The organism is Paracoccus kondratievae (assembly GCF_009301415.1).
GTDB classification, from domain to species: Bacteria; Pseudomonadota; Alphaproteobacteria; order Rhodobacterales; family Rhodobacteraceae; genus Paracoccus; species Paracoccus kondratievae.
Genome location: NZ_CP045074.1, coordinates 214,056 through 236,418 on the forward strand (window position 1 = coordinate 214,056; position 22,363 = coordinate 236,418).

At 64.4% G+C, this 22,363-nt stretch carries 20 protein-coding genes; 15 read left to right on the plus strand and 5 right to left on the minus strand.

All coding sequences use genetic code 11. The annotated features are described in order from the left end of the window. Positions 1–121: 121 nt before the first annotated feature. Entirely contained in the window at positions 122–2,566 is a 2,445-nt protein-coding gene (locus F8A10_RS19825; protein ID WP_152368286.1) for a GcvT family protein, read from the minus strand. 146 nt (positions 2,567–2,712) lie between these two features. On the opposite strand from F8A10_RS19825, the gene F8A10_RS19830 reads away from it, so the two are divergent. Further along, complete coding sequence (locus F8A10_RS19830; RefSeq protein WP_010396654.1) at positions 2,713–3,264, plus strand: helix-turn-helix domain-containing protein; 552 nt, start codon at positions 2,713–2,715, stop codon at positions 3,262–3,264. Between the two features lie 150 nt (positions 3,265–3,414). Beyond that, positions 3,415–5,046 carry a peptidoglycan-binding domain-containing protein gene (locus F8A10_RS19835; RefSeq protein WP_152368287.1) on the plus strand — a complete coding sequence of 544 codons (1,632 nt, stop codon included), beginning with the start codon at positions 3,415–3,417 and terminating at the stop codon, positions 5,044–5,046. Positions 5,047–5,049: 3 nt separating this feature from the next. Here the strand turns inward: F8A10_RS19835 and F8A10_RS19840 are convergent, their stop codons facing one another. The 3 genes from F8A10_RS19840 to F8A10_RS19850 all read right to left on the minus strand — a co-directional run bounded on the left by F8A10_RS19840 (position 5,050) and on the right by F8A10_RS19850 (position 8,395). Next, on the minus strand, positions 5,050–6,294 hold the full coding sequence (locus tag F8A10_RS19840; protein WP_152368288.1) for a hypothetical protein: 1,245 nt from the start codon (positions 6,292–6,294) through the stop codon (positions 5,050–5,052). Between the two features lie 153 nt (positions 6,295–6,447). Continuing rightward, positions 6,448–7,791: an esterase-like activity of phytase family protein gene (locus F8A10_RS19845; RefSeq protein WP_152368289.1), complete on the minus strand. Its 1,344-nt coding sequence runs from the start codon at positions 7,789–7,791 to the stop codon at positions 6,448–6,450. Between the two features lie 109 nt (positions 7,792–7,900). After that, positions 7,901–8,395, minus strand: coding sequence for an Lrp/AsnC family transcriptional regulator (locus tag F8A10_RS19850; RefSeq protein WP_010396646.1), 495 nt, complete (start codon positions 8,393–8,395; stop codon positions 7,901–7,903). Between the two features lie 241 nt (positions 8,396–8,636). On the opposite strand from F8A10_RS19850, the gene F8A10_RS19855 reads away from it, so the two are divergent. From F8A10_RS19855 to phnE (F8A10_RS19890), 8 genes are all read left to right on the plus strand, one after another. Then, complete coding sequence (locus tag F8A10_RS19855; protein ID WP_152368290.1) at positions 8,637–9,890, plus strand: 3-methyl-2-oxobutanoate dehydrogenase (2-methylpropanoyl-transferring) subunit alpha; 1,254 nt, start codon at positions 8,637–8,639, stop codon at positions 9,888–9,890. Between the two features lies 1 nt (position 9,891). Further along, on the plus strand, positions 9,892–10,908 hold the full coding sequence (locus F8A10_RS19860) for an alpha-ketoacid dehydrogenase subunit beta (RefSeq protein WP_085501690.1): 1,017 nt from the start codon (positions 9,892–9,894) through the stop codon (positions 10,906–10,908). A 1-nt stretch (position 10,909) separates the two neighbouring features. Next, positions 10,910–12,211, plus strand: a complete 1,302-nt coding sequence (locus F8A10_RS19865; protein ID WP_152368291.1) for a dihydrolipoamide acetyltransferase family protein — start codon at positions 10,910–10,912, stop codon at positions 12,209–12,211. 3 nt (positions 12,212–12,214) lie between these two features. Further along, on the plus strand, positions 12,215–13,603 hold the full coding sequence (gene lpdA, locus F8A10_RS19870) for a dihydrolipoyl dehydrogenase (protein WP_152368292.1): 1,389 nt from the start codon (positions 12,215–12,217) through the stop codon (positions 13,601–13,603). Between the two features lie 167 nt (positions 13,604–13,770). After that, entirely contained in the window at positions 13,771–14,589 is an 819-nt protein-coding gene (gene phnC / locus F8A10_RS19875) for a phosphonate ABC transporter ATP-binding protein (RefSeq protein ID WP_010396633.1), read from the plus strand. A gap of 33 nt (positions 14,590–14,622) precedes the next feature. Next, complete coding sequence (gene phnD / locus F8A10_RS19880) at positions 14,623–15,534, plus strand: phosphonate ABC transporter substrate-binding protein (RefSeq protein ID WP_010396630.1); 912 nt, start codon at positions 14,623–14,625, stop codon at positions 15,532–15,534. A 66-nt stretch (positions 15,535–15,600) separates the two neighbouring features. Beyond that, positions 15,601–16,443, plus strand: a complete 843-nt coding sequence (gene phnE, locus F8A10_RS19885) for a phosphonate ABC transporter, permease protein PhnE (protein ID WP_152368293.1) — start codon at positions 15,601–15,603, stop codon at positions 16,441–16,443. Positions 16,444–16,446: 3 nt separating this feature from the next. Next, a complete protein-coding gene (phnE, locus tag F8A10_RS19890; protein ID WP_152368294.1) occupies positions 16,447–17,769 on the plus strand; it encodes a phosphonate ABC transporter, permease protein PhnE in 1,323 nt (440 codons plus the stop codon). Here the strand turns inward: phnE (F8A10_RS19890) and phnF are convergent. Next, a complete protein-coding gene (gene phnF, locus F8A10_RS19895) occupies positions 17,734–18,483 on the minus strand; it encodes a phosphonate metabolism transcriptional regulator PhnF (RefSeq protein ID WP_152368295.1) in 750 nt (249 codons plus the stop codon). The genes phnE (F8A10_RS19890) and phnF overlap by 36 nt on opposite strands. A 131-nt stretch (positions 18,484–18,614) precedes the next feature. On the opposite strand from phnF, the gene phnG reads away from it, so the two are divergent. The 5 genes from phnG to phnK are packed head-to-tail and all read left to right on the plus strand — an operon-like array spanning position 18,615 to position 22,360. Further along, complete coding sequence (phnG, locus tag F8A10_RS19900) at positions 18,615–19,067, plus strand: phosphonate C-P lyase system protein PhnG (protein WP_010396621.1); 453 nt, start codon at positions 18,615–18,617, stop codon at positions 19,065–19,067. Further along, the gene (gene phnH / locus F8A10_RS19905; RefSeq protein ID WP_010396619.1) at positions 19,064–19,630 is read left to right on the plus strand and encodes a phosphonate C-P lyase system protein PhnH; all 567 of its coding nucleotides are present in this window, start codon (positions 19,064–19,066) and stop codon (positions 19,628–19,630) included. The genes phnG and phnH overlap by 4 nt, the downstream gene beginning before the upstream one ends. Beyond that, the gene (locus tag F8A10_RS19910; RefSeq protein WP_152368296.1) at positions 19,630–20,712 is read left to right on the plus strand and encodes a carbon-phosphorus lyase complex subunit PhnI; all 1,083 of its coding nucleotides are present in this window, start codon (positions 19,630–19,632) and stop codon (positions 20,710–20,712) included. The genes phnH and F8A10_RS19910 overlap by 1 nt, the downstream gene beginning before the upstream one ends. Further along, entirely contained in the window at positions 20,709–21,581 is an 873-nt protein-coding gene (locus tag F8A10_RS19915) for an alpha-D-ribose 1-methylphosphonate 5-phosphate C-P-lyase PhnJ (protein WP_010396616.1), read from the plus strand. Before F8A10_RS19910 ends, F8A10_RS19915 begins: the two co-directional genes overlap by 4 nt. After that, complete coding sequence (phnK, locus tag F8A10_RS19920) at positions 21,578–22,360, plus strand: phosphonate C-P lyase system protein PhnK (protein ID WP_152368297.1); 783 nt, start codon at positions 21,578–21,580, stop codon at positions 22,358–22,360. The genes F8A10_RS19915 and phnK overlap by 4 nt, the downstream gene beginning before the upstream one ends. The last annotated feature ends 3 nt before the right edge of the window (positions 22,361–22,363 follow it).

Here is a 22,363-nt window from a genome sequence, read left to right on the forward strand (position 1 = left end):
AGGCAGGATCATCTCTGCCAGTTGTTCGCGCATCTCGCTATTCCCCAAAATAGGGGGGTGCGCGTTCGCAATCGGCGTGATTCCGCCACTGAGGCAGCAAACAGGGGCAGGCTCGCACCGCCTAGATCATTCGCGCGCCCGTCGGGTCGTATAGCGGCTTAAGGCTGGCCCTGGCGGTGACCGGGCGGCCCGCAACCTCGATCTGCCAAACCGAGCCAAGCAGCTCTGCCACGCTTTCATCCCCGCAGCAGGGCACATAGCCAAGGCCGACCGCCGCGCCAAGCGCATGACCATAAGCCCCCGAGGTAAGTTGCCCGACGATACGCCCGTTGCGCAGGATCGGTTCATTATGGAACAACAGCGGCTCGGGGTCGCACAGGCAGAACTGCAAAAGCCGGCGCGACAACCCCTCATCGCGTTTGCGCAAAACCGCCTCGCGCCCGATGAAATCGCCTTTGCCAGTCTTGACGGCAAAACCCAGTCCCGCCTCCAGCACATGATCTTCGTCAGTGATGTCGTGACCGAAATGGCGATAGGCTTTTTCGATCCGGCAGCTGTCCATCGCATGTAACCCGCAAAGACGCAGGCCCAGATCCTCGCCTGCCTCGGTCAGCTCTTCAAAGACATGGGCGGCCTGATCGGCGCTGACGTAAACTTCCCAACCCAGTTCACCGACATATGAGATGCGATGGGCGCGGGCGAGACCAAGGCCGATCTCAATTTCACGCGCAGTGCCAAAGGGATGGGCAGCGTCCGAAAAATCGTCGGGCGAGACGCGGGACATAAGGGCACGGGCGCGCGGCCCCATGACCAGCAGCACCGCCTCCGCCGCGCTCATATCGGTGATCGTCACCCATGCCTCACCCAGATGCCGACGCAGCCAGGCAAGGTCACGTTGCAGGGTCGCCCCGGGCACAACCAGCAGAAAGGCCGTTTCGGACAGGCGCGTCACCGTCAGATCGCTTTCGATACCGCCCCGCGCGTTCAGCATCTGCGTATAGACAATGCGGCCCGGCGCGACGTCCAGATCATTGCCGCAAAGCCGCTGCAAAAACGCCAGCGCATCGCGACCCTCGACCCGGATCTTGCCAAAGCTGGACATGTCGATCAGCCCGACGCCCTCGCGCAGCGCCATATGCTCATCCCGCTGATTGGGAAACCAGTTCTGGCGACCCCAGGAATAACGATATTCGCGCAGCTCTCCGGGGCGCGCGAACCAGTTCGCCCGCTCCCACCCCGAGACCTCGCCAAAGACCGCGCCGCGCGCCTTCAGATGTTCATGCAGGGGTGAGCGGCGCAACCCGCGCGCCGTCTCGACCTGCCGATAGGGGTAATGATCGGCATAAAGCAGGCCCAAGGTCTCGCTGACCCGTTCACGCAGATAGCGGCGATTGCGCTGAAAGGGCTGGGCGCGACGGATGTCCACCTCCCACAGGTCAAAGGGGGGTTCGCCCTTATCCATCCAAGCCGCCAGCGCCATGCCCGCACCGCCCGACGAAACGATGCCGATCGAATTATAACCCGCCGCGACCCAATAGCCCGCGACCTCGGGTGCCGCGCCCAGATAATAGCGGTCGTCGGGGGTAAAGCTTTCGGGACCGTTGAAAAAAGTATGGATCCCCGCTTCGGCCAAAAGCGGCATCCGAGCTACGGCCTTTTCAAAAATCGGTTCGAAATGGTCGAGATCTTCGGGCAGCTGGTCAAAGCAGAAATCCTCGGGGATGCCGGACATGCCCCAGGGCTTGGCCTTTGGTTCGAACGCGCCCAGCAGGATCTTGCCCGCATCCTCTTTGTAATAGGCGCATTCATCGGGAACGCGCAGCACCGGCAGGCGCTCAAGCCCGGGGATCGCCTCGGTGACGATATAGAAATGCTCGCAGGCATGCAGCGGCAAGGTAACGCCGTTCTGCGCGGCAAGATCACGGCCCCACATGCCACCGCAATTGACGACATGGGTGGCGGCGATATGGCCCTGCTCATCCCCTGCCCGCCAATCGACACCGGTCACACTGCCGCGGTCGGTGGTAACGCGGGTTACCTTGACGCCCTCGATAATGCGGGCGCCCCGCGCACGTGCGCCCTTGGCAAGCGCCAGCGCAATATTTGCGGGATCTGCCTGCCCATCGCCGGGCAGATGAACGCCGGATACCACGTCCGACACCTCAAGGTGCGGGTACAAAGCATTGATATCAACAGGTGAAAGCTCGTTCACCTCGACCCCAAAGGCGCGGGCCATCGAGGCCTGACGCAAAAGCTCTTCGCGCCGCGCCTCTGTCAAGGCCACGGTGATCGAGCCGCGTTGCGAAAAACCGGTGGCCAGCCCGGTCTCTGCCTCAAGCCTGCGGTAAAGATCGGCCGAATATTTCGCCAGACGGGTCATATTGCGGCTGGCGCGCAACTGCCCAATCAGCCCGGCAGCATGCCAGGTCGTGCCGCAGGTCAGCTGCCTGCGCTCAAGCAGCACGATATCGGTCCAGCCGCGTTCGGCCAGATGATAGGCGACCGAACAGCCTGAAATACCACCCCCAATGATGACGACACGGGCAGAGCTGGGAATATCGGGCATGGCGCGGGTCCTCGCAGGGCGAATCCTTTGCGCCAGATTGTCAGCATGATATGAAATTTCAATGCTTCTTTTTCATTTATGTGATGAACGATAGATATTCGATCAAGTATCTGGTCAACAACCCACCAGTCTTTTAGCAATAAACCATGGACAGGATCGGACAGGACATCCGGGCTTTGCGTAAGGCGCGCGGCCTGACCATTGTCGATTGCGCCGCCGCGCTTGAGCGTTCGGTCGGCTGGCTCAGCCAGGTCGAGCGCGGCGTGACCACGCCCTCGGTTCAGGATCTGGGCCGGATCGCGCGGCTGTTTGACCTGAACATCAGTTTCTTTTTCCGCTCGGCCAGCCGCGGACCCGATGAACAGGGTCTGATCGTGCGCGCCGCCGACCGCAGCCGCATCGGCTCGGTCGATACCGGCCTGTCAGAAGAGCTGCTCTCACCCGGTCTTATGGGGGGGTTCGAAATGATCCGTTCGGTCTTTGCCCCCCACTCAAAAAGTGAGGGCATCCGCCCCGCGCGCGAGAAAGAGGACGGTGGCGTCGTGATCTCGGGCCGGCTGATCCTGAAAATCGACGCGCGCCGGTTCGAGCTTGGGCCCGGCGACAGTTTCCAGTTCAAGGGTGCGGCCTATGCGTGGGAAAACCCCGGCGACGAACCCACCGAGGTGATCTGGATCGTCTCGCCTCCGATCTACTGACGGCTCCGCCCCATCGGCAGGGCTTTGCCGAAATCACTCCCCCATCGCCCGGTGGCATGCTTGCGGGACCATTATCAGGCCAGTAACGCGGGAACGAATTCCCTGCCCCGCGCTTATAGGCAGAAGGCATCGTCTTGGAAGGAAAGCATCATGCGTCACCTGTCGCTTCTTTTGGCTGCTCTGGTCGCTGCAGGGCCGGCATGGGCCGAAAACCGTGGCGTGGTGATCGCCAATGCGAATTACCAGAATGCGCCGAAGCTGGCCGATGCCGACGCCAAAGCCGCATCCGAGGCAATGAAGGCAGCAGGATTTCGCACCGTCACCGGGGCCGATCTGGTGGTCAAGGATGTGCGGCAGGCGCTGTCGGATCTGCTGCGGCCCGACGATTCGCCCGGTGCAAGGGTCGTGCTGCTGAACGGGCATTTCCTGCACGGCGGCAGCGACAGCTGGTATATGGGCACCGATGCCAACAAGCCTGATCTGATCGGCGCGGCGGCGCAGGGCGTGCCGCTGTCGATGGTGCTGGATTTGCTAAAGGATGCCCGCCCCGGCGCGGTGCTGCTGCTTGGCACGGATGAGACGGGGATGGAGCCCGCCACCGGTCTGGAGAGCGGCATCGGCCCCCTGACCCCGCCCGAGGGGGTGACGGTGATCTCGGGTCCTCCAGCGGCGACCAGCGCGGCGGCAGAGGCGCTTTTGCAGCCCGGAGCATCGGTGGACGCAGTGATCCGCGCCGATGACCGGCTGACGCTCGCCGAGGGTGGCAATGCCGATCTGGTGCTGGTCCCGGCCAGCACAGCTACCGACCCCTCGGGCGATCCGCTGGAGACCGACCGCGATCTGTGGGCCAAGGCCGCAGCCGAGGATTCGGCCGATGCCTATCGCAGCTATCTTAGCCAGTACCCCAGCGGGATTTACTCAGCCGCAGCCAAGGCGCGGCTTGATGCGCTGAAAGCGGCGCAGGGCGACCGCGATCTATGGGCGGATGCCGCCGCAGCCAATACGGTCGAGGCTTATGAGAACTATCTTTCCCGCTACCCCCGGGGCGAATTTGCCGAGGCTGCGCAACGCCGCCTGACCGAGCTGCGCCCGCCAGAGCCCGCCCCCGCCCCGGCGCCTGCTCCGCAACCGGTGAAACCGCGTGCGCCTGAAATCCAGCAACCGCGCGAGGTCGAGCCGGTGCGTCAGGCGTCACAGGCGGAACTGGCCGAGAACCGGCTGGGCCTGTCGCGCACGGCACGTATCACCATTCAGCGCCGGCTGAACGTCCTTGGCTATTCGACAGGCGGCGCGGATGGCGTCTTTGGCGCGCGCACCCGCTCGGCCATCCGGGGCTGGCAACAGCGTAACGGCTATCCGGTGACTGGCTATCTGACCTCGGACCAGATCGCGACCATGCGCGCGCAGGCCGGGACACAAACCTCGACACGCGAACAAGAGGACCGCGCTTATTGGCAAAAGACCGGCGCGATCGGCGGGGTCAGAAACCTTCGCGCCTATCTCAATCGCTATCCCGACGGGATCTATGCCGAGAATGCGCGGGCCCGCCTTGCCGCAGCACAGGAACGCGAGACCCTGTCGAGCGATGAGCGCGAGGACCGCGCCTGGAGCCGCGCCCGCCAGATCAACACGGCCGATGCCTATGCCCAGTATCTGCAGGCCTGGCCGCGAGGCGAGCACGCCGCAGAGGCCCGCCAGCGCCGTCAGCGGCTGTTGAACCAGAACCCCCTGGGCACCGGAAACCCCGGGCTGGATCTGATCATCCGCGAACTGGTCAAGTAAGAATCAGTTCAGCATCACCATGGCAAGGAACGGCCCGGTGTCGGTCAGCATGTCCGCAAAACGATCAAAGCTTTCCGGGCTGACGGGCGGGGCGTCGGTGAAATAATCCGCCAGCGCCCAGCCCTGGATCACCCCGTCGACCGGCAGCGGCGCGGGGTTTTCCAGCCATGCGCCAAGGTCGATCCCCAGCGGCGCGCGCCAGAAGATAACGCTGCGCTCACCCTTCAGCAGCGCCTCGCCGTCGGCCAGGACCGCCTGCCATGCCGGACCCGTACCGGGCGGAAAGGCGATGCCCGTGGCCGAGACCTGACGGTCGTTCGGAATCCACTCTCCGGCATTGTCGCTTTCCTGCCCGACCAGCGTCCAGAAACGCCTGTTCTCGGCAATGGTTTGCTGCCAATGGGCACGGGCGGCGCGGGTACGCTTGGCATCAGGCTGACGGCGCAGCATGTCGAAGGCCGCGGCAATAGGGTCGATGGCGCCATCCGCCATGGGCGGCAGCAACATTCCGTCCGGATCTACATTTAGCCGGGCTTTGTCGATCCGTTCGCGCATCGCAAAGACCCTTTGCAGGCTCGGCGTCGGATCAAAGGCCAAAAGCAGCTCTGCCCCGCCCGAAACCAGATGCGTATAGGCCGACAGCCAGGCCGCATCGGCGCGATCAAAGCGGATCACCGGAAGTTCGGAAGCGATCGGCGCGCCCGTTTCCTGATCGAATTCGGTAACGCCGGACCAAAGGACTCCGTCCAGCAACTCGGCCGCGCCCTCGCTCTCGGCGCGTTTGCCGTCGCCATTGATGTCGAACCACAGATCGCGCATCGAGATGGCCAGACCAAAGTCTTCATCAGGGCCGATCCCGGCAAGCGCGGCGCGGCTGCGTACCATCGCGGCCAGCGTCTGTTCGGTCAGATCGGCCAAAGCCTCAGGCGGCATCGGCTGCGGCTCCATCCCTTCGGGCAGATCGGTGGAAAAACCAAAAATCATCGGGCCAAGGGGGCGGACGCCATAGGTCTCACGCCAGTGCCAAGCGGTTTCGACGGCACCCAGAAATTCCAGCCCGGCGATGGCAAAACGCTCGTCGGCGGTCGGCGACGGCAGGGCGTGCAACCGCTCAAGCACCGGCGCGATGCCCCTTTCGCCGATCTCGCGCGAAAGAGCCGAGGGCTCGACGGGCTGTGGCTCGGCCCATGCAGCACCTAGCGACAGCAGGGTCAGCCCCGCCGCCGTACAGATCGAAACCAGTTTCATGATCGCCCCTCCGCAATGATGTCACGGAACATGGGCGATCAGCCCCGTTCCGACCGAAGTTGTAGCCGCAACGCGAAAAGCGGCGCAAGCCGGGACCCGACACGCGCCGCCTGGGCCGGGCAAGGGCAAGGCCCCAGCCCCTGACCATGTGCCTTATTTCGCCGCCAGCAACTCGGGTACCGACAGCAGGATGAATTCATTATCCGCCGCCTGCCCGATCTGGCGCCCGCCCGAAAATGGCAGGTTGTTGTCGTTGGCCAGCATGATGTGGCTGTCATCGACCCGCGCCACGTCCTCGATGGTAAAGAAGGGGAAGGTGAAATTCCCCTCATCGGGCTTGTGCCCGGGCAAAGCCTTGCCATCGGGGTCAGCAATATCCAGCAGATCGACATGACCGATGCGGCGCAGATAACCTTCGGCGTCGGTGCTGGCGGTATCGACCAATACCACGCGCTTGACCCGCGCGGGCAAAGGATAGCAGGCCGACTGATCCGCCGCGCCCTCAGTGCAGGCGCGGGCGGCGTCGCCTTCGCCATTGTCACGTTCGATTACCAGCGCCCGGGTCTCGTCGATGAAGTTGAAATCCCCGATCGCCGTCGCGCCCTCGGCCAGTTTGAAACGGTAGCTGTCGCCGGTCCAGTCGCCTTTGGCGGTGTCAAAGGTCATCACGCGCAGAAAATCGCCCTCGGGCTGGCCGTCATCAGCCAGCAGCGGCTTTTCGAGCATCGCCCAAAGCAGACCCGAACCCGGCTGCAACGCCATCCCCTCATAACCGCCCGAACGCTGGACACGGAAATCCTTGCCCGGCTGGGCAGGCACGGTCACTCCGGGGGTATCGGGGCCGGCAAGAAGCTCTCCCTCAAGCATGGTGCGATGGACCGACAGCACCCGCCCGTCCAGCGCGACCCGCAGGATATGAGGGCCGAATTCGTCGCCGATCCAGATTTCTCCATCAAGATACTGGATGCTTTCGGGGTCGAAATCGGCACCGGTCAGATAGCGGCTTTCGGTCGTCTCATTGGCGATGCGAAAGGGCACCTTGCGGTCGGGATCGCGCAGAAAGACCGTCTCGACCCGTTCAACCCTGCCGGTCTGGAAATCGGGGCGCATACGGTGAAAGAACAGCATCGCATCGGGGCTGTTGACCTTTGAACCAAAGCCGTTGTCGGTCAGGGTGAACCAGCTGCCATCCTCGGCCCGGTTCATGGCAAAGCCCGACATGCCCTGCACCGGCTGGCCGATGAACGGCAGGGAAATCCCGGTTGCATGGCTGCCATAGGTCGGGCCGGTGTCGCCCTCGACCGACATGGGCAGATCGTTGCGCGCGGCCCCGGTAAAGCGTCCCGCCAGCCACAGATCGCGCGGCGCATCGGCGGGCGGTGCGACCAGCGTAAAGGCGGGCAGAACAACATGACCCGCCAGCCGGGCGGGAAAGCTTTCCTCGGCCTGGGCAGCAGAAGCAAGGGAACAGGCAAGAATGGCAAGGCCAAATCGCATGAGCGGCAATCCTTTTCGCTGTGATACCGCCCCTTTAGGCCCAAGAGATGACAGCAATGCTGCAAGCAGGTGTCAGATCGGTGATACCGGTCCGTGACGCCTGCCAGCGTCAGTCCCCCGCCGCCTCGGGCAGCGCCCAGCCCCGCTCTTTCAGGCAGCGCAGCGTAAAGATCGAACGCGCGTGGCGTATCCCCGGAACCCGGTAAAGCTTGCGGCGCAAGAATTCCTCGCATCCGCGGGTGCCGCTGACCGTGACCTTGAGCAGATAGTCATATTCGCCGGTGGTCAGGTAAATCTCTTGCACCTCGGGCAGGTTGGTCATGGCCCGGCCGAATTCTTCAAGCACGCGGTCGTCATGGCGATCCAGCGTCACCTCGATCAGCACCGTCTCGGTTCCGCCCAGCCGTGACTGGTCCAGAATGGCAGTATAGCCGCGAATGATGCCCTCGGCCTCAAGACGGCGGGTGCGCTGCCAGCAGGGACTGGGCGAAAGCCCCACCTCTTCGGCAAGCTGGCTGTTGCTCAGCCGTCCGTCCCGACTCAGCGCGCGCAGGATCCTGAGATCAATCGCATCAAGCCGCCGTGATGCAGCAGTTTCATCCATGAAAATATCGCCTTGCTGAAAGAATCTTTTTCATCATCGCTATCAGGCGAAAATAAAGAAAGGAAATTCTGTCGCGATCTGTGGCATGATCTTCCTTAGGGGAGGGACAGGATGCACAGCTTTCTTGTCATGAGGGTTTCCACCGGCCACGCCGCCGCCTTTGGGCAGGCCCGCGCACGGTCGGTCAGGAAAGGCCAAGGCACCGGTTTCCGCCCCGATAGCCAGAGCCAAGGAGGTGCCGATGAATCGGCCAGACCCGAATGAGTTTCCGCCGCTAAGCCTTGCCGTGCCGGAGCCCGAGGTCCGGCCCGGCGACCAGCCGGATTTCTCGCATGTCGCCATCCCACGCGCGGGTACGGTGCGCCGTCCGCCGGTCGATGCCGACCCCGAGTCGATCCGCGATCTGGCCTTTACCATCATCCGCGTCCTGAACCGCGACGGGCAGGCCGTCGGCCCTTGGGCCGAGGCGCTTGATATCACGCCCGAGGATCTGCTGACCGGGCTGCGCCACATGATGACGCTGCGCATCTATGACGCGCGGATGCTGAACGCACAACGTCAGCAAAAGACCAGCTTTTACATGCAGCACCTTGGCGAAGAGGCGATCTCTTGCGGCTTCCAGCGCGCCCTGCGTCCGGGAGACATGAATTTTCCGACCTATCGTCAGGCCGGGCTGCTGATCGCGGCGGGCTATCCGATCAGTTCGATGATGAATCAGGTATTCTCGAACGCCGAGGACCCGATGCGGGGCCGTCAGCTGCCGGTCTGCTATTCCTCGCGCGAGCATGGATTCTTTACCATCTCGGGCAACCTCGCCACGCAATATATTCAGGCGGTTGGCTGGGCCATGGCCTCGGCCATCTCGGGCGACCGCAAGATCGCGGCGGGCTGGATCGGGGACGGCTCGACCGCGGAAAGCGATTTTCACGCCGCGCTGGTCTTTGCCTCGACCTATAAGGCGCCGGTGGTGCTGAACATCGTCAACAACCAATGGGCGATATCGACCTTTCAGGGCATCGCCCGCGGCGGGGCGGGGACCTTTGCGGCACGGGGGCTGGGATTTGGCATTCCGTCGCTCAGGGTCGATGGCAATGACTATCTGGCGGTGCTTGCCGCCGCGCAATGGGCGGCCGAGCGGGCGCGGTGCAACCTTGGCCCGACGCTGATCGAATACGTCACCTATCGCGCCGGGGCGCATTCAACCTCGGACGACCCGACCGCCTATCGCCCGACCGAGGAAAGCAATGCCTGGCCCCTGGGAGATCCGATCCTGCGGCTGAAAAACCACCTGATCGTCCTTGGCCATTGGAGTGATGAGCGTCACGCCCAGGCCGAGGCCGAGATCCTTGCCGAGATCACCCAGATGCAGAAGCGCGCCGAGGCCATCGGCACCCTGCACCACGGCCAGCACCCCAGCCCGGCCGATATGTTCGAGGATGTCTACGCCGAGATGCCGCCGCATCTTTTGAAGCAACGTCACGAGGCGGGGTTCTGACATGGCACGTATGACGATGATCGAGGCGATCCGCGACGCGCTGGATGTGGCCATGGGGGCAGATCCCAGCGTCGTGGTCTTTGGCGAGGACGTGGGCTATTTCGGCGGCGTTTTCCGCTGTACCGCGGGATTGCAGGCGAAATATGGCAAGACGCGCTGCTTTGACACGCCGATCAACGAATCCGGCATCGTCGGAGCAGCGATCGGCATGGCGGCCTATGGGCTGCGCCCGGTGGTGGAAATCCAGTTCGCCGACTATGTATATCCCGCCTATGACCAGATCGTGTCCGAGGCGGCGCGGCTGCGCTATCGCTCGGCCGGACAGTTCACCTGTCCGCTGGTGGTGCGCATGCCTTCGGGCGGCGGCATCTTTGGCGGCCAGACCCACAGCCAGTCGCCCGAGGCGCTGTTTACCCATGTGACCGGGCTCAAGACCGTGGTGCCCTCGAACCCGCGTGACGCCAAGGGGCTGTTGCTGGCCGCAATCGAATGCCCAGATCCGGTGATCTTTTTTGAACCGAAGCGCCTTTATAACGGCCCCTTTGACGGCCATCACGACCGCCCGGTCACCGCGTGGAAGACCCATGAACTGGGCGAGGTCCCCGAGGGGCATTACACCATCCCGCTGGGCAGGGCCGAGGTGCGGCGTCAGGGCCGCGCGGCAACGGTGCTCGCCTATGGCACGATGGTCCATGTCGCGCTGGCCGCTGCCGAAGAAGCGGGCGTCGATGCCGAGGTGATCGACCTGCGCACCCTGCTGCCGCTTGATATGGAGACGATCACCGCATCGGTCTCCAAGACCGGGCGCTGCCTTGTGCTGCATGAGGCGACACTGACCTCGGGCTATGGGGCAGAGCTGGCGGCGCTGGTGCAGGCGGAATGCTTCTGGCATCTCGAAGCGCCGATCCGCCGGGTCGCAGGATGGGACACGCCCTATCCCCATACGCATGAATGGAGCTATTTCCCCGGCCCCGCTCGGGTGGCCGAAGCACTGCGTCAACTGGTCGAGGTGGCCTGATATGGGTATTTACGCAATCCGCATGCCAGATATCGGCGAAGGCATTGCCGAGGCCGAAATCGCTGAATGGCTGGTCAAGCCCGGCGATGTCCTGCGCGAGGACGACCCGATGGTCGCGGTGATGACCGACAAGGCAACGGTCGAGATCCCCTCGCCCGTTACCGGCACGGTGATCTGGCAGGCGGGTCAGCCCGGCGATGTGATCGCCGTCGGGGCTGAACTGGTCCGGCTTGAGGTCGACGGTCCCGGCAATGTCGCCGAAGAGGCCGAGACCCCGCCAACCAGCGCCGGGACCAAGTCTGCTACCCCGGAAAAACCCGCTGCCGCCCCCGTGCCCGAGCCTGAACCCGCCCCCCGGCAAGAGGCCGCGGCAGAGGTGCAAAAGGCCCCGGCAAGCGCGGCCCCTGCCCCGGCTGCCCCCGCCGCCCCGCTACGGCCCGAGGGCGAAAAGCCCATTGCCTCGCCCGCGGTCCGGGCACGGGCGCGCGAGGCCGGGGTGGACCTGCGGCTGGTGCGCGGCTCGGGTCCGGGCGGGCGCATCAGCCACGATGATCTGGACGCCTTTATCGCATCGGGCGGCGTTCCCGCCCCAAGCGGCCCCCGCCCCGACACCAGCGTCGAGGAAATCCGCGTCATCGGCCTGCGCCGCAAGATCGCTGAACGGATGGAGGCTGCAAACAGCATCCCGCAGATCACCATTGTCGAAGAAGTCGATGCCACCGCGCTGGAGGATCTGCGCGGGCGGATGAACGCGCAGGGCAAGGGCACGCGCCTGACGATGCTGCCCTTTATCGCCCGGGCCATGGTGCGGGCGCTGCGCGAACAGCCGCTGCTCAACGTCCATTACGATGCCGGGGCCGGGGTGATCCGTCGCTTTGGCGGCATCCACATCGGCATCGCGGCGCAGACCCCCACCGGGCTGATGGTGCCGGTCCTGCGCCATGCCGAGGCGCTGGACCTGCGCAGCACAGCAGCCGAGATCGCGCGCCTTGCCAACGCCGCCAAAGAGGGCACGGCCAGGCGCGACGAGCTGACCGGATCGACCATCACCATCACCTCGCTCGGGCCGCTCGGGGCGATTGCCTCGACCCCGATCCTGAATGTGCCCGAGGTCGCCATCGTCGGCGTAAACCGCCTTGCAGTGCGGCCATTCTGGAACGGCACCGCCTTTGAGCCACGCAAGATGATGAACCTGTCCTGCAGCTTTGACCATCGCGTGATCGACGGCTGGGACGCGGCGGTCTTTGTCGCCAGGCTCAAGGAACTGCTGGAAACCCCGGCGCTGATTTTCGTGGAGGGCTGAGCAATGCGCGAGATCCAATGCAGACTGCTCATCATCGGCGCAGGCCCCGGCGGCTATGTCTGCGCCATCCGCGCCGGACAACTGGGCATCGACACGGTGATCGTCGATGCCGCACCCCCGGGCGGAACCTGCCTTAATGTGGGCTGCATCCCCTCAAAGGCGCTGATCCATGCGGCCGAAGAATATCATCGCCTTACACAACTTTCCTCAAATTCATCAATGGGAATTTCGGCGGGCGCCGCACAGCTCGACCTTGCAGAAACTGTGGCGTGGAAAGACGGGATTGTCAGCCGCCTGACCGGCGGTGTGGCAACATTGCTGCGCAAGGCGGGCGTGCGGCTGGTCAGCGGGAATGCAACCCTGCGCGACGGCAAGACCGCCATTGTCGAGACGCCCGAAGGTCCGGTCCAGATCCGCGCCGAAGTCCTGGTCCTTGCCACCGGCTCGGAACCGGTCGAGATCCCCGCCCTGCCCTTTGGCGGCAAGGTCATCTCTTCGACCGACGCGCTGTCGCTGACCGAGGTGCCCGCACGGCTTGCCGTGGTTGGCGGCGGCTATATCGGGCTGGAGCTGGGCATTGCCTATGCCAAGCTTGGCGCCGAGGTCACCATCATCGAGGCCGCGCCGCGCATTCTGCCGCAATATGACGGCGAGCTGACGCGTCCGGTGGCGCAGCGCCTGACCCAGCTGGGCATCCGCCTGCTGACCGGCGCGCGGGCCGGAGGCCTGTCGGATAGCGGCGCGCTGCGTGTCGCCGGCGTGGACGGGGCCGAGGATTTTCATTGCGACAAGGTGCTGGTGACCGTCGGTCGCCGCCCCCGCGCCACCAGCGCCGGCATCGACAAGCTGCGGCTTGAGATGGCTGGCCCCTTCATCCGCATTGATGAACGCTGCCGCACCTCGATGTCGGGGGTGTTCGCCATCGGCGACGTGACCGGAGAGCCGATGCTGGCCCATCGCGCCATGGCGCAGGGCGAAATGGTGGCCGAGATCATCGCCGGACAGCCGCGCAGCTGGGACAAGCGCGCGATCCCGGCGGTCTGCTTTACCGACCCTGAAATCGTCAGCGTCGGCATCTCTCCGGACGAGGCGGCAACTCAGGGGCATGAGGTCGTGACCGGAACCTTCCCCTTTGCCGCCAATGGCCGGGCAATGACGGCAGGAGACGAGGCGGGCTTTATCCGTGTCACCGCCCGCGCCGATACCCATGAGGTGCTGGGCATTCAGGGGGTCGGGGCAGGAATATCGGAAATGGCAGGAGGCTTTGCGCTGGCACTTGAGATGGGCGCGCGGCTTGAGGACATCACCGGCACCATCCACGCCCACCCGACACGAGGCGAGGCCCTGCACGAAGCCAGCCTGCGCGCGCTGGGTCACGCACTGCATATCTGAAGCATATATTCACAGACTGCGCGCGCCGCTGGCCCTGGCTGGCGGCGCGTTCTTTTTCCCTGCGGCGCAACGCATCGCCCGCAAACGTCAAGAAAGCTTCACCGAACCTTACCCTTTCCGTCACGCAGGCCAGATATCAGCCCCCCAACCGCTCATGGAGGGCAGCATTGCTTGCAGTTCAGAACGTCACCCGCGTCTTTTCCGGACGCCCGGCTGTAGACGATATCAGCTTTACCGTGGACGGCCCTGCCTTTGTCGGTATCATCGGCCGCTCGGGTGCGGGGAAATCCACCTTTCTGCGTATGATGAACCGGCTGACGGACGCGACAGCAGGCCGGATCTGCGTCGAGGGACGCGACATCCTTTCCCTGCGTGGACGCGAGCGCCGCGCCTGGCAGGGCCAATGCGCGATGATCTTTCAGCAGTTCAACCTTGTGCCGCGCATGGACGTGGTCTCGAACGTGCTGCACGGGCTGTTGAACCGCCGTCCGGTGCTTGCCACCCTGTGCAATCTGTGGTCCCGCGCCGATATCCTGCGCGCGCTTGAGATACTGAATCGACTTGGTATCGCCGAACAGGCCCAGAAACGCGCCGAGGCGCTGTCGGGCGGTCAGCAACAGCGCGTCGCCATCGCAAGGGCGCTGATGCAGGACCCGCGGATCATTCTGGCCGACGAACCGATTGCAAGCCTCGACCCGATGAACGCGCAGATCGTGATGGACACGCTCAGGCGTATCAATGTCGAGGACGGGCGGATGGTGATTGCCAACCTGCACACACTCGACACCGCGCGACGCTATTGCGACCGGGTGATCGGAATGCGCGACGGGCGCATCGTTTTCGACGGCTCCCCCGCCCAGCTTTCGACCGGTGCCGCACGCGACATCTATGGCGCAGATCACAGTTTCAACGAGGCCGCGACCTCGACCGCCCTGCCCGCCGACAGCGCCGCCGATGCGGCCTATGCCGCGCAGCTGATGGCTTGACAGCCCCCAGATTCCCCAACCCATGGAGAGACCATGAAACCGCTTGCTCTGGCGCTTGCCGCCGCCACCGCCCTGACCCCCGTTCTTGGCTCGGTCGCCTCTGCCCAGTCGATCACCGGCTTTAACCTTGGCATCATGGGCGGCGAGAACGCGCAGGACCGCATGACCTCGAACGAATGCTACCGCGCCGCCATCGAGGCCGAGCTGGGCGTACCGGTCAAGGTCTTTACCCCCGCCGATTACGACGGTGTCATTCAGGGGCTGCTGGGCGGGACGCTGGATATGGCGTGGCTGGGTGCCTCGGGCTATGCGAAAATTTACCTGACCGACCCCGAGGCCGTCGAACCGGTGCTGACCAAGCAGAACATGGACGGCTCGACCGGTTATTACTCGATCGGCTTTGCCCGCAAGGACAGCGGCATCACCTCGATCGAGGACGCCAGGGGCAAGGTCTTTGCCTTTGCCGAGCCGAACTCGACCTCGGGCTATCTGGTGCCGGGTGCGGAACTGACCGAGACCTATGGTCCGCTGAAGGATTTCTTTGGCGAGGTGCGCTTTTCGGGCGGGCATGAACAGACGATCATCGGCGTCGCCAATGGCGATTTCGCCGCCGGTGTCAGCTGGGCCGACGGGCTGGGCGATTGGGAGGACGGCTATAACTCGGGCGCCTTCCGCAAGGCCGCCGATGCCGGTCTGGTCGAAATGAACGACCTGGTCGAGATCTGGAAATCAAAGCTGATCCCCGAAGGCCCGATGGTGCTGCGCAAGGCCCTGCCGCAAGAGGTCAAGGACAAGGTGACCAAACTGTCCGCCGATCTGCATGAAACGAACAAGGACTGCGCCTATGGCGTCGCCCATGGTGAGGCCAAGGATTTCGTTCCCGTCACCCATGACGCCTATCTGGGCGTGATCTCCGCCCGCAAACTGCAGGAAAGCGCGCAGTAAAGCGCCGCCCTTGCCGCGCCCGCCAATGTCCGGGCGCGGCTTTCGCATTCATCGGACAAGGCTGCAATGGCTGACCTCGCCCCGGCGCATCGTGACGCCTATCTGGAACTGACCCGCCGCCGCCGTCTGTATGGCGGTCTGCTGCTCATCATCTTTGTTGCCATGATGGCGGCGGGGTTCCGGCTGGCGGAAAGCCGCAATGCCGGGGGCTTCATCGACGGACTGCCCATGCTGCTGGCCTTTCCGTCCGAGGTGCTTGCCGAGGCGTGGCAAAAGCGCGCAAACCTGCCAGGCCTCATTGTAGCACATCTGCCCTCGCTGATCGAAACGCTGAACATCGCCGCCGTCTCGACGATTTTGGGCGGGCTGATCGCGATGATCCTCGCGCTGCTGTCCACGCGCGGACTGGCCCGCTGGCCAAGGCTGACGGGCGTGTTCCGGCGGCTGATGGACGCGCTGCGCGCCATGCCCGAAATCGTGATCGCGTTGGTGCTGATCTATATCCTTGGCGGCGGGCCGGTGCCTGCGGTCGCCGCCATCTCGCTGCACACGGCGGGTGCGCTTGGCAAACTGTTCTCGGAAGTGGCCGAAAACGCCGATCTGAAACCGGTCGAGGGGCTTGCCTCGGTCGGGGGACGGTGGAGCCAGCAGGTCTGGCTGGGCGTGCTGCCACAGGTCGCACCGAACTGGCTGTCCTATGCGCTGATGCGGTTCGAAATCAACCTGCGCGCCAGTGCCATCCTTGGCTTCGTCGGCTCGGGCGGCATCGGCTATGACCTGAAACTGGCGATGCAATGGGGCGGCGGGCGCTATGACGAAGTGGTCGCGATCTTTCTGCTACTCTTTGCCGCCATCGTCACCATCGACCGCATTTCGGACCATGCCCGCAGCCAGCTGGTAAAGGGCTGAACCATGACCGACGCAACGCTTTCCCCCGCTTTGACCACCGCCGTTCTAAGCCGTTTCAACCGCCGCAAACTGGTGGCACTGGCAGTGCCGCTGGCGATCATGACCTATCTGGCCTATGCCGCCATCGCCTTTGATATCGCAGGTTTGGCGGGGCGCGCACGGATGGATAATGCCGCCGTGCTTCTGTCCGACTTCTGGCAGCACAAGACCCATGTGACCCGCGACAACCGCTCGGGCGCGCTGCGCGTCGCCATCGACGGCGAGGCCAAGGGGGTTTATCCGCCCGACCGCTTGCCAGGCTGGATCACGCATAGCGGCCAGTCGACGCGTATCGACCTTGGCGACGGCCATATCGTCACCTACGACGATGCAGGCGCGCGCTATCAGGTGCCGGGCTATGGGCTGATCGACATTCGTCCCGAAAATGGCCGGCTGCACCTGACCGCGCCCCAGCCGCTGCCAGACTGGATCAGCGCGTCAGATAACCGTGTCAGCGTCACCACTCCCTCAGGACGCTTTGCCTATACCCGTACCAAGGTCGAGACATTGCGCTATCAGCCGGGCTGGGCGCTGTTCTTTTTCACCCTCGACAGCCCGTTTCATTACATGAACTGGCCCGAGATCGCGGCAAGCGCCCTATGGGGCCCACGCCTTGACCCCGACATGCCGAACATTGCCGCCATGGCACGCGATTTCTGGACCAACTCGATGTGGCGGCACGGTGATGTGTTATGGGCCATGTTTGAAACCGTGCTGATGGCGTTTCTGGGGACCTTTGGCGCGGCACTGATCGCACTGCCGCTGGGCTTTCTTGCCGCGCGGAACATGATGCCGTTTGGCCCGCTGCGCTTTATGCTGCGCCGTATCTTTGACTTTATCCGCGGTGTGGACGGGCTGATCTGGACCATCGTTCTGGCCCGCGCCTTTGGCCCCGGCCCGATGACCGGATCGCTGGCCATCCTGCTGACTGACACCGGCAGCTTTGGCAAACTGTTCTCGGAAGCTCTTGAGAACATCGACGAAAAGCAGGTCGAGGGCATCCGCTCGACCGGGGCCGGAGCCCTTCAGCGCGCCCGTTTCGGGGTGATCCCGCAGGTAACGCCGGTGCTGCTGTCTCAGGTGCTATATTTCCTTGAATCGAACACCCGCGGTGCGACCGTCATCGGCGCGATCGTCGGAGGCGGTATCGGCCTGTTGCTGACCCAGGCCATCCAGACCCAGAAGGACTGGGAGGACGTCGCCTATTACGTCGTCCTGATCGTGCTGATGGTCATGGCGATGGACAGCCTGTCAGGCTGGCTGCGCCGCAGACTGATCAAGGGCTAGCGCGTCCTCGGGGCGCAGGGTCAGGGTGACGCGATCACCGGCAAACCAGGTGGTGCCAAATTCGACCGGCACGCCCTCTCTATCCACGTTCACCCCGACCGAGCGCAGGACCGGCGCCCCCTCGGACACCTGCAAGGCCAGCGCCATCACCGCCGGTGCAAGTTCTGCCGTCAGGCGGGTCGAGGCGCGGGTGTAATCCCTGAGCCCGCATTGGGCGAGCGCGGCGGTAACCGAAGGGATTTCCACCACATGTCGCAAAAGATCGGGAAAACGTCCGGCATCAAAGACCGAGCGGAACACCGCGACCGGCTGGCCATCGACCAGCGACACCCCTTCGACCACATGGACCGCGCTGCCGGGGGCAAGGCGCAGCGCCCCGGCCTCTTCGCGATTGGCGGCACGCGTTTCGGTCAGCGTCAACCGACGCGAGGGGGTCCGTCCCGATGCGGTGATGTTCTGGTGAAACCGCACCCGCAGACCTAGCGCGTAATCCGTGGGCCGCGAAGCGACAAAGACCCCTGCTCCGCGTCGCGAACGCACGGTGCCCGCCTCGGCCAGCGCAGCCAGCGCATGGCGCACAGTGTGACGGTTGACGCCGAAACGCGCGGCCAGCACCGCCTCGGATGGCAGCTTGTCACCCGGGTGATACTGGCCCACGGCGATTTCGCCCGCCAGCGTATCGGCGATGGATTTCCATACCGGACTGCGCGCCATCTGCCCTCTCTGGTGGTGGCTGTCATCAAAAATTCACCAAGCCGCCCCTTGAGCGGAATCACCGGCCGGGTTATCACTTGTCTAGTTGTATAGTAATCTAGACAAACCCGCAAGCTTGTCGAGGCCCGGAAATGTCCACCCCTTCTCATCCCGAAACTGCTGCGCGCCGCGACTGGATATCGGCGCTGGCCAAGGCCCGGCCCGAGCGTCTGGCGGCGCTGATGCCGGATCTGCCCGCGCATGAAATGCTGCGCGCGCCCGAGATCGGCACCATCATGGTGCAGGGCCGCATCAGCGGCACCGGTGCCCCCTTTAACCTGGGTGAGATGACTGTCACCCGCTGTTCGGTCCAGCTGGCAGGGGGCGCCGTCGGTCATGCCTGCGTGCAGGGCCGCGACAAGGCACATGCGACCCGCGCCGCCATCGCTGACGCGCTGATGCAAACCGACATAGCACCGCGGATCGAGGCCGAGGTCCTGACCCCCCTGCGCGCCGAGGCTGCAAGCACCCGCGCCACCCGCTCGGCCAAAGCAGCGGCAACGCGGGTCGAATTCTTTACCATGCTGCGTGGAGAGGACGCATGAACGCCATCCTTGGCGGCGGATTCGCCGACCCCCCGACCCAATCCGCCCATGCCTTTCGTGCGCTGCTTGAGGCCATGGCCCGTCCGGGCCGCATCCATGAGGTGACCGGGGCAGCACCGCCCGCGCCGATCTCTGTCGCGGCAGGGGTGGCGCTGCTGACCCTGACAGACAGCACCACGCCCCTGCATCTGGCAGGCCCGGCGGATTCTGAGGCGCTGCGCGTCTGGATCGGTTTTCACACCGGCGCACCTTTGGTCCCGGCGGATGAGGCACAGTTCGCCCTTGGGCACTGGCATGATCTGCAGCCGCTAAGCCGTTTTCGCATCGGAGAGCCCGCCTATCCCGACCGTTCGGCAACCCTGATCGTCGAGCTTGATCAGCTGGAATCCCAAGGCGCGCGCCTGACCGGTCCCGGCATCCGGGACGAAGCGCGGCTCTCCTTGCCCGAGATCGGGGCCTTTCGCTCCAACCGGGCGCTGTTCCCGCTGGGCCTCGATTTCATCCTGACCTGCGGCTCACGGCTTGCCGCGCTGCCGCGCAGCACGATCGTGGAGGACATCTGATGTATGTCGCCGTCAAAGGGGGCGAACGCGCCATCGACGCCGCCCATGCCTGGCTGGCCGAGGAACGCCGGGGCGACCCCGCAGTCCCCGAACTGACCGTCGCCCAGATCCGCGAACAGATGACGCTGGCGGTCAACCGCGTGATGGCCGAGGGCTCGCTTTACGATCCCGACCTTGCCGCGCTGGCGATCAAACAGGCCCGCGGCGATCTGATCGAGGCAGTGTTCCTGATCCGCGCCTATCGCACCACCCTGCCGCGCTTTGGCCAGTCGCGCCCGGTCGATACGGCAGCGATGGCTGTGGACCGGCGCATCTCGGCCACTTTCAAGGATCTGCCGGGCGGGCAGGTGCTGGGACCGACTTTCGACTATACCCACCGCCTGCTGGATTTTGCCCTTGCTGCCGAGGGCGCGCCGCCACCCGCGCCCAAAGCCCCGGTCCGGGATGAGCCGGTGCCCCATGTCACCGCACTGCTTGACCGGGACGGTCTGATCGAGGACCAGCCCACAGACGACACCCCTGCCCCCGACCTGACGCGTCAACCATTGGAGCTGCCTGCCTCGCGCGCGCTGCGGTTGCAGGCGCTGGCCCGCGCTGATGAGGGGTTTGCCCTGTCGCTGGCCTATTCCACCCAACGTGGTTACGGGCGCACCCATGCCTTTGTCGGTGAATTGCGTATCGGCCGTGTCGCGGTCGAGGTCGATCTGCCCGAGCTGGGTTTCGCCGTCGAGATCGGAGAGATCGAGCTGACCGAATGCGACACGGTGAACCAGTTCAAAGGGTCAAAGACCGAACCGCCGCAATTCACCCGCGGCTACGGTCTGGTCATGGGCCAGTCCGAACGCAAGGCGATCTCGATGAGCCTCGTTGACCGCGCATTGCGCTGGCACGAACTGGGCGAGGATTTCACCGGCGCCCCGGCACAGGACGAGGAATTCGTGCTGAGCCATTGCGACAACATTCAGGCGACCGGGTTTCTCGAACATATCAAGCTGCCGCATTACGTCGATTTTCAGGCCGAGCTTGAACTGGTCCGGCGCATACGGCGCGAGGCGACGCAGATAAGGGAGGCGGCGGAATGACCGGCCAAGCCTATAACTTTGCCTATCTGGACGAACAGACCAAGCGCATGATCCGCCGCGCACTGCTCAAGGCGCTGGCGATCCCCGGCTATCAGGTGCCCTTTGCCAGCCGCGAAATGCCGATGCCATATGGCTGGGGCACCGGTGGGGTACAGGTGACAGCGGCCTGTCTGACCCCCGATGACCGGCTGAAGGTCATTGATCAGGGGGCCGACGACACCACCAACGCCGTGTCGATCCGCCGTTTTTTCCAGCGCACCGCCGGGGTCGAAACCACCGAGGCGACCAGCGAGGCGACCGTGATCCAGACCCGCCACCGCATCCCCGAAACGCCGCTCACCGAGGGGCAGATCCTTGTCTATCAGGTCCCGATCCCCGAACCTTTACGCTTTCTGGAACCGCGCGAGACCGAAACGCGCAAGATGCATGAGCTTGAGGAATACGGGCTGATGCATGTCAAACTATATGAGGACATCGCCCGGCATGGCGAGATTGCGACCTCTTACGCCTATCCGGTGCGGGTCGGGGGGCGCTATGTGATGGACCCCTCACCCATCCCGAAATTCGACAACCCCAAGCTGGGCGGCAATCCGGCAATCCAGCTGTTTGGCGCCGGACGCGAGGCACGGATCTATGCCCTGCCCCCCTATTCCGACGTCGTCAGCCTGGACTTTGAGGATCATCCATTCACCCCTTCAAAGACCGATCACGAATGCGACCTTTGCGGCGCGGGCGACAGCTACCTTGATGAGGTGATCACCGACGACCGGGGCGCACGCATGTTCGTCTGTTCAGACACCGATTTCTGTGCCTCGCGCCAGGCGCAGGGCCATCGCGGCCGCCTTGCGCCGCAGGGAGATACGCCATGACGCTGATGCCCAACGCCATCACCGCCGCGCCGCTTTTGTCGGTGCGCGGCCTGACCAGACGTTATGGCGCGCGGATCGGCTGCGCCGATGTCAGCTTTGACCTTTACCCCGGCGAGGTCCTGGGGATCGTCGGAGAAAGCGGCTCGGGCAAATCGACCCTGCTGTCCTGCCTTGCCGGGCTGCAACCGCCTGATCAGGGGAAGATCCTCTTTGACGGCACCGACGTGCTGACCCTGCCCGAGGCCGAGCGGCGGCGCCTGCTTCGCGGGGACTGGGCCTATGTCCACCAAAACCCGCGCGACGGATTGCGTATGGGCGTTTCGGCCGGGGGCAATGTCGGCGAAAGGCTGATGGCCGTCGGCGCGCGCAACTATGGGGCCATTCGCGCCACTGCGACCGACTGGCTTGGCCGGGTCGAGATCGCAGCAGATCGCATCGACGACCGCCCCTCGGCCTTTTCCGGGGGGATGCAGCAGCGCCTGCAAATTGCCCGCAATCTGGTGACTGGGCCTCGGCTTGTTTTCATGGATGAACCGACCGGAGGTCTTGATGTCAGCGTGCAGGCGCGGCTTTTGGACCTGTTGCGCGGGCTGGTGCGCGATCTGGGCCTGTCGGTGGTGATCGTGACCCATGATCTTGCGGTGGTGCGTCTGTTGGCCGACCGGCTGATGGTGATGAAATCGGGCCGGGTGGTCGAAACCGGCCTGACCGATCAGGTGCTGGACGATCCCCAGCACGCCTATACCCAGCTTCTTGTTTCCTCTGTCCTGCAGGTGTGAGCC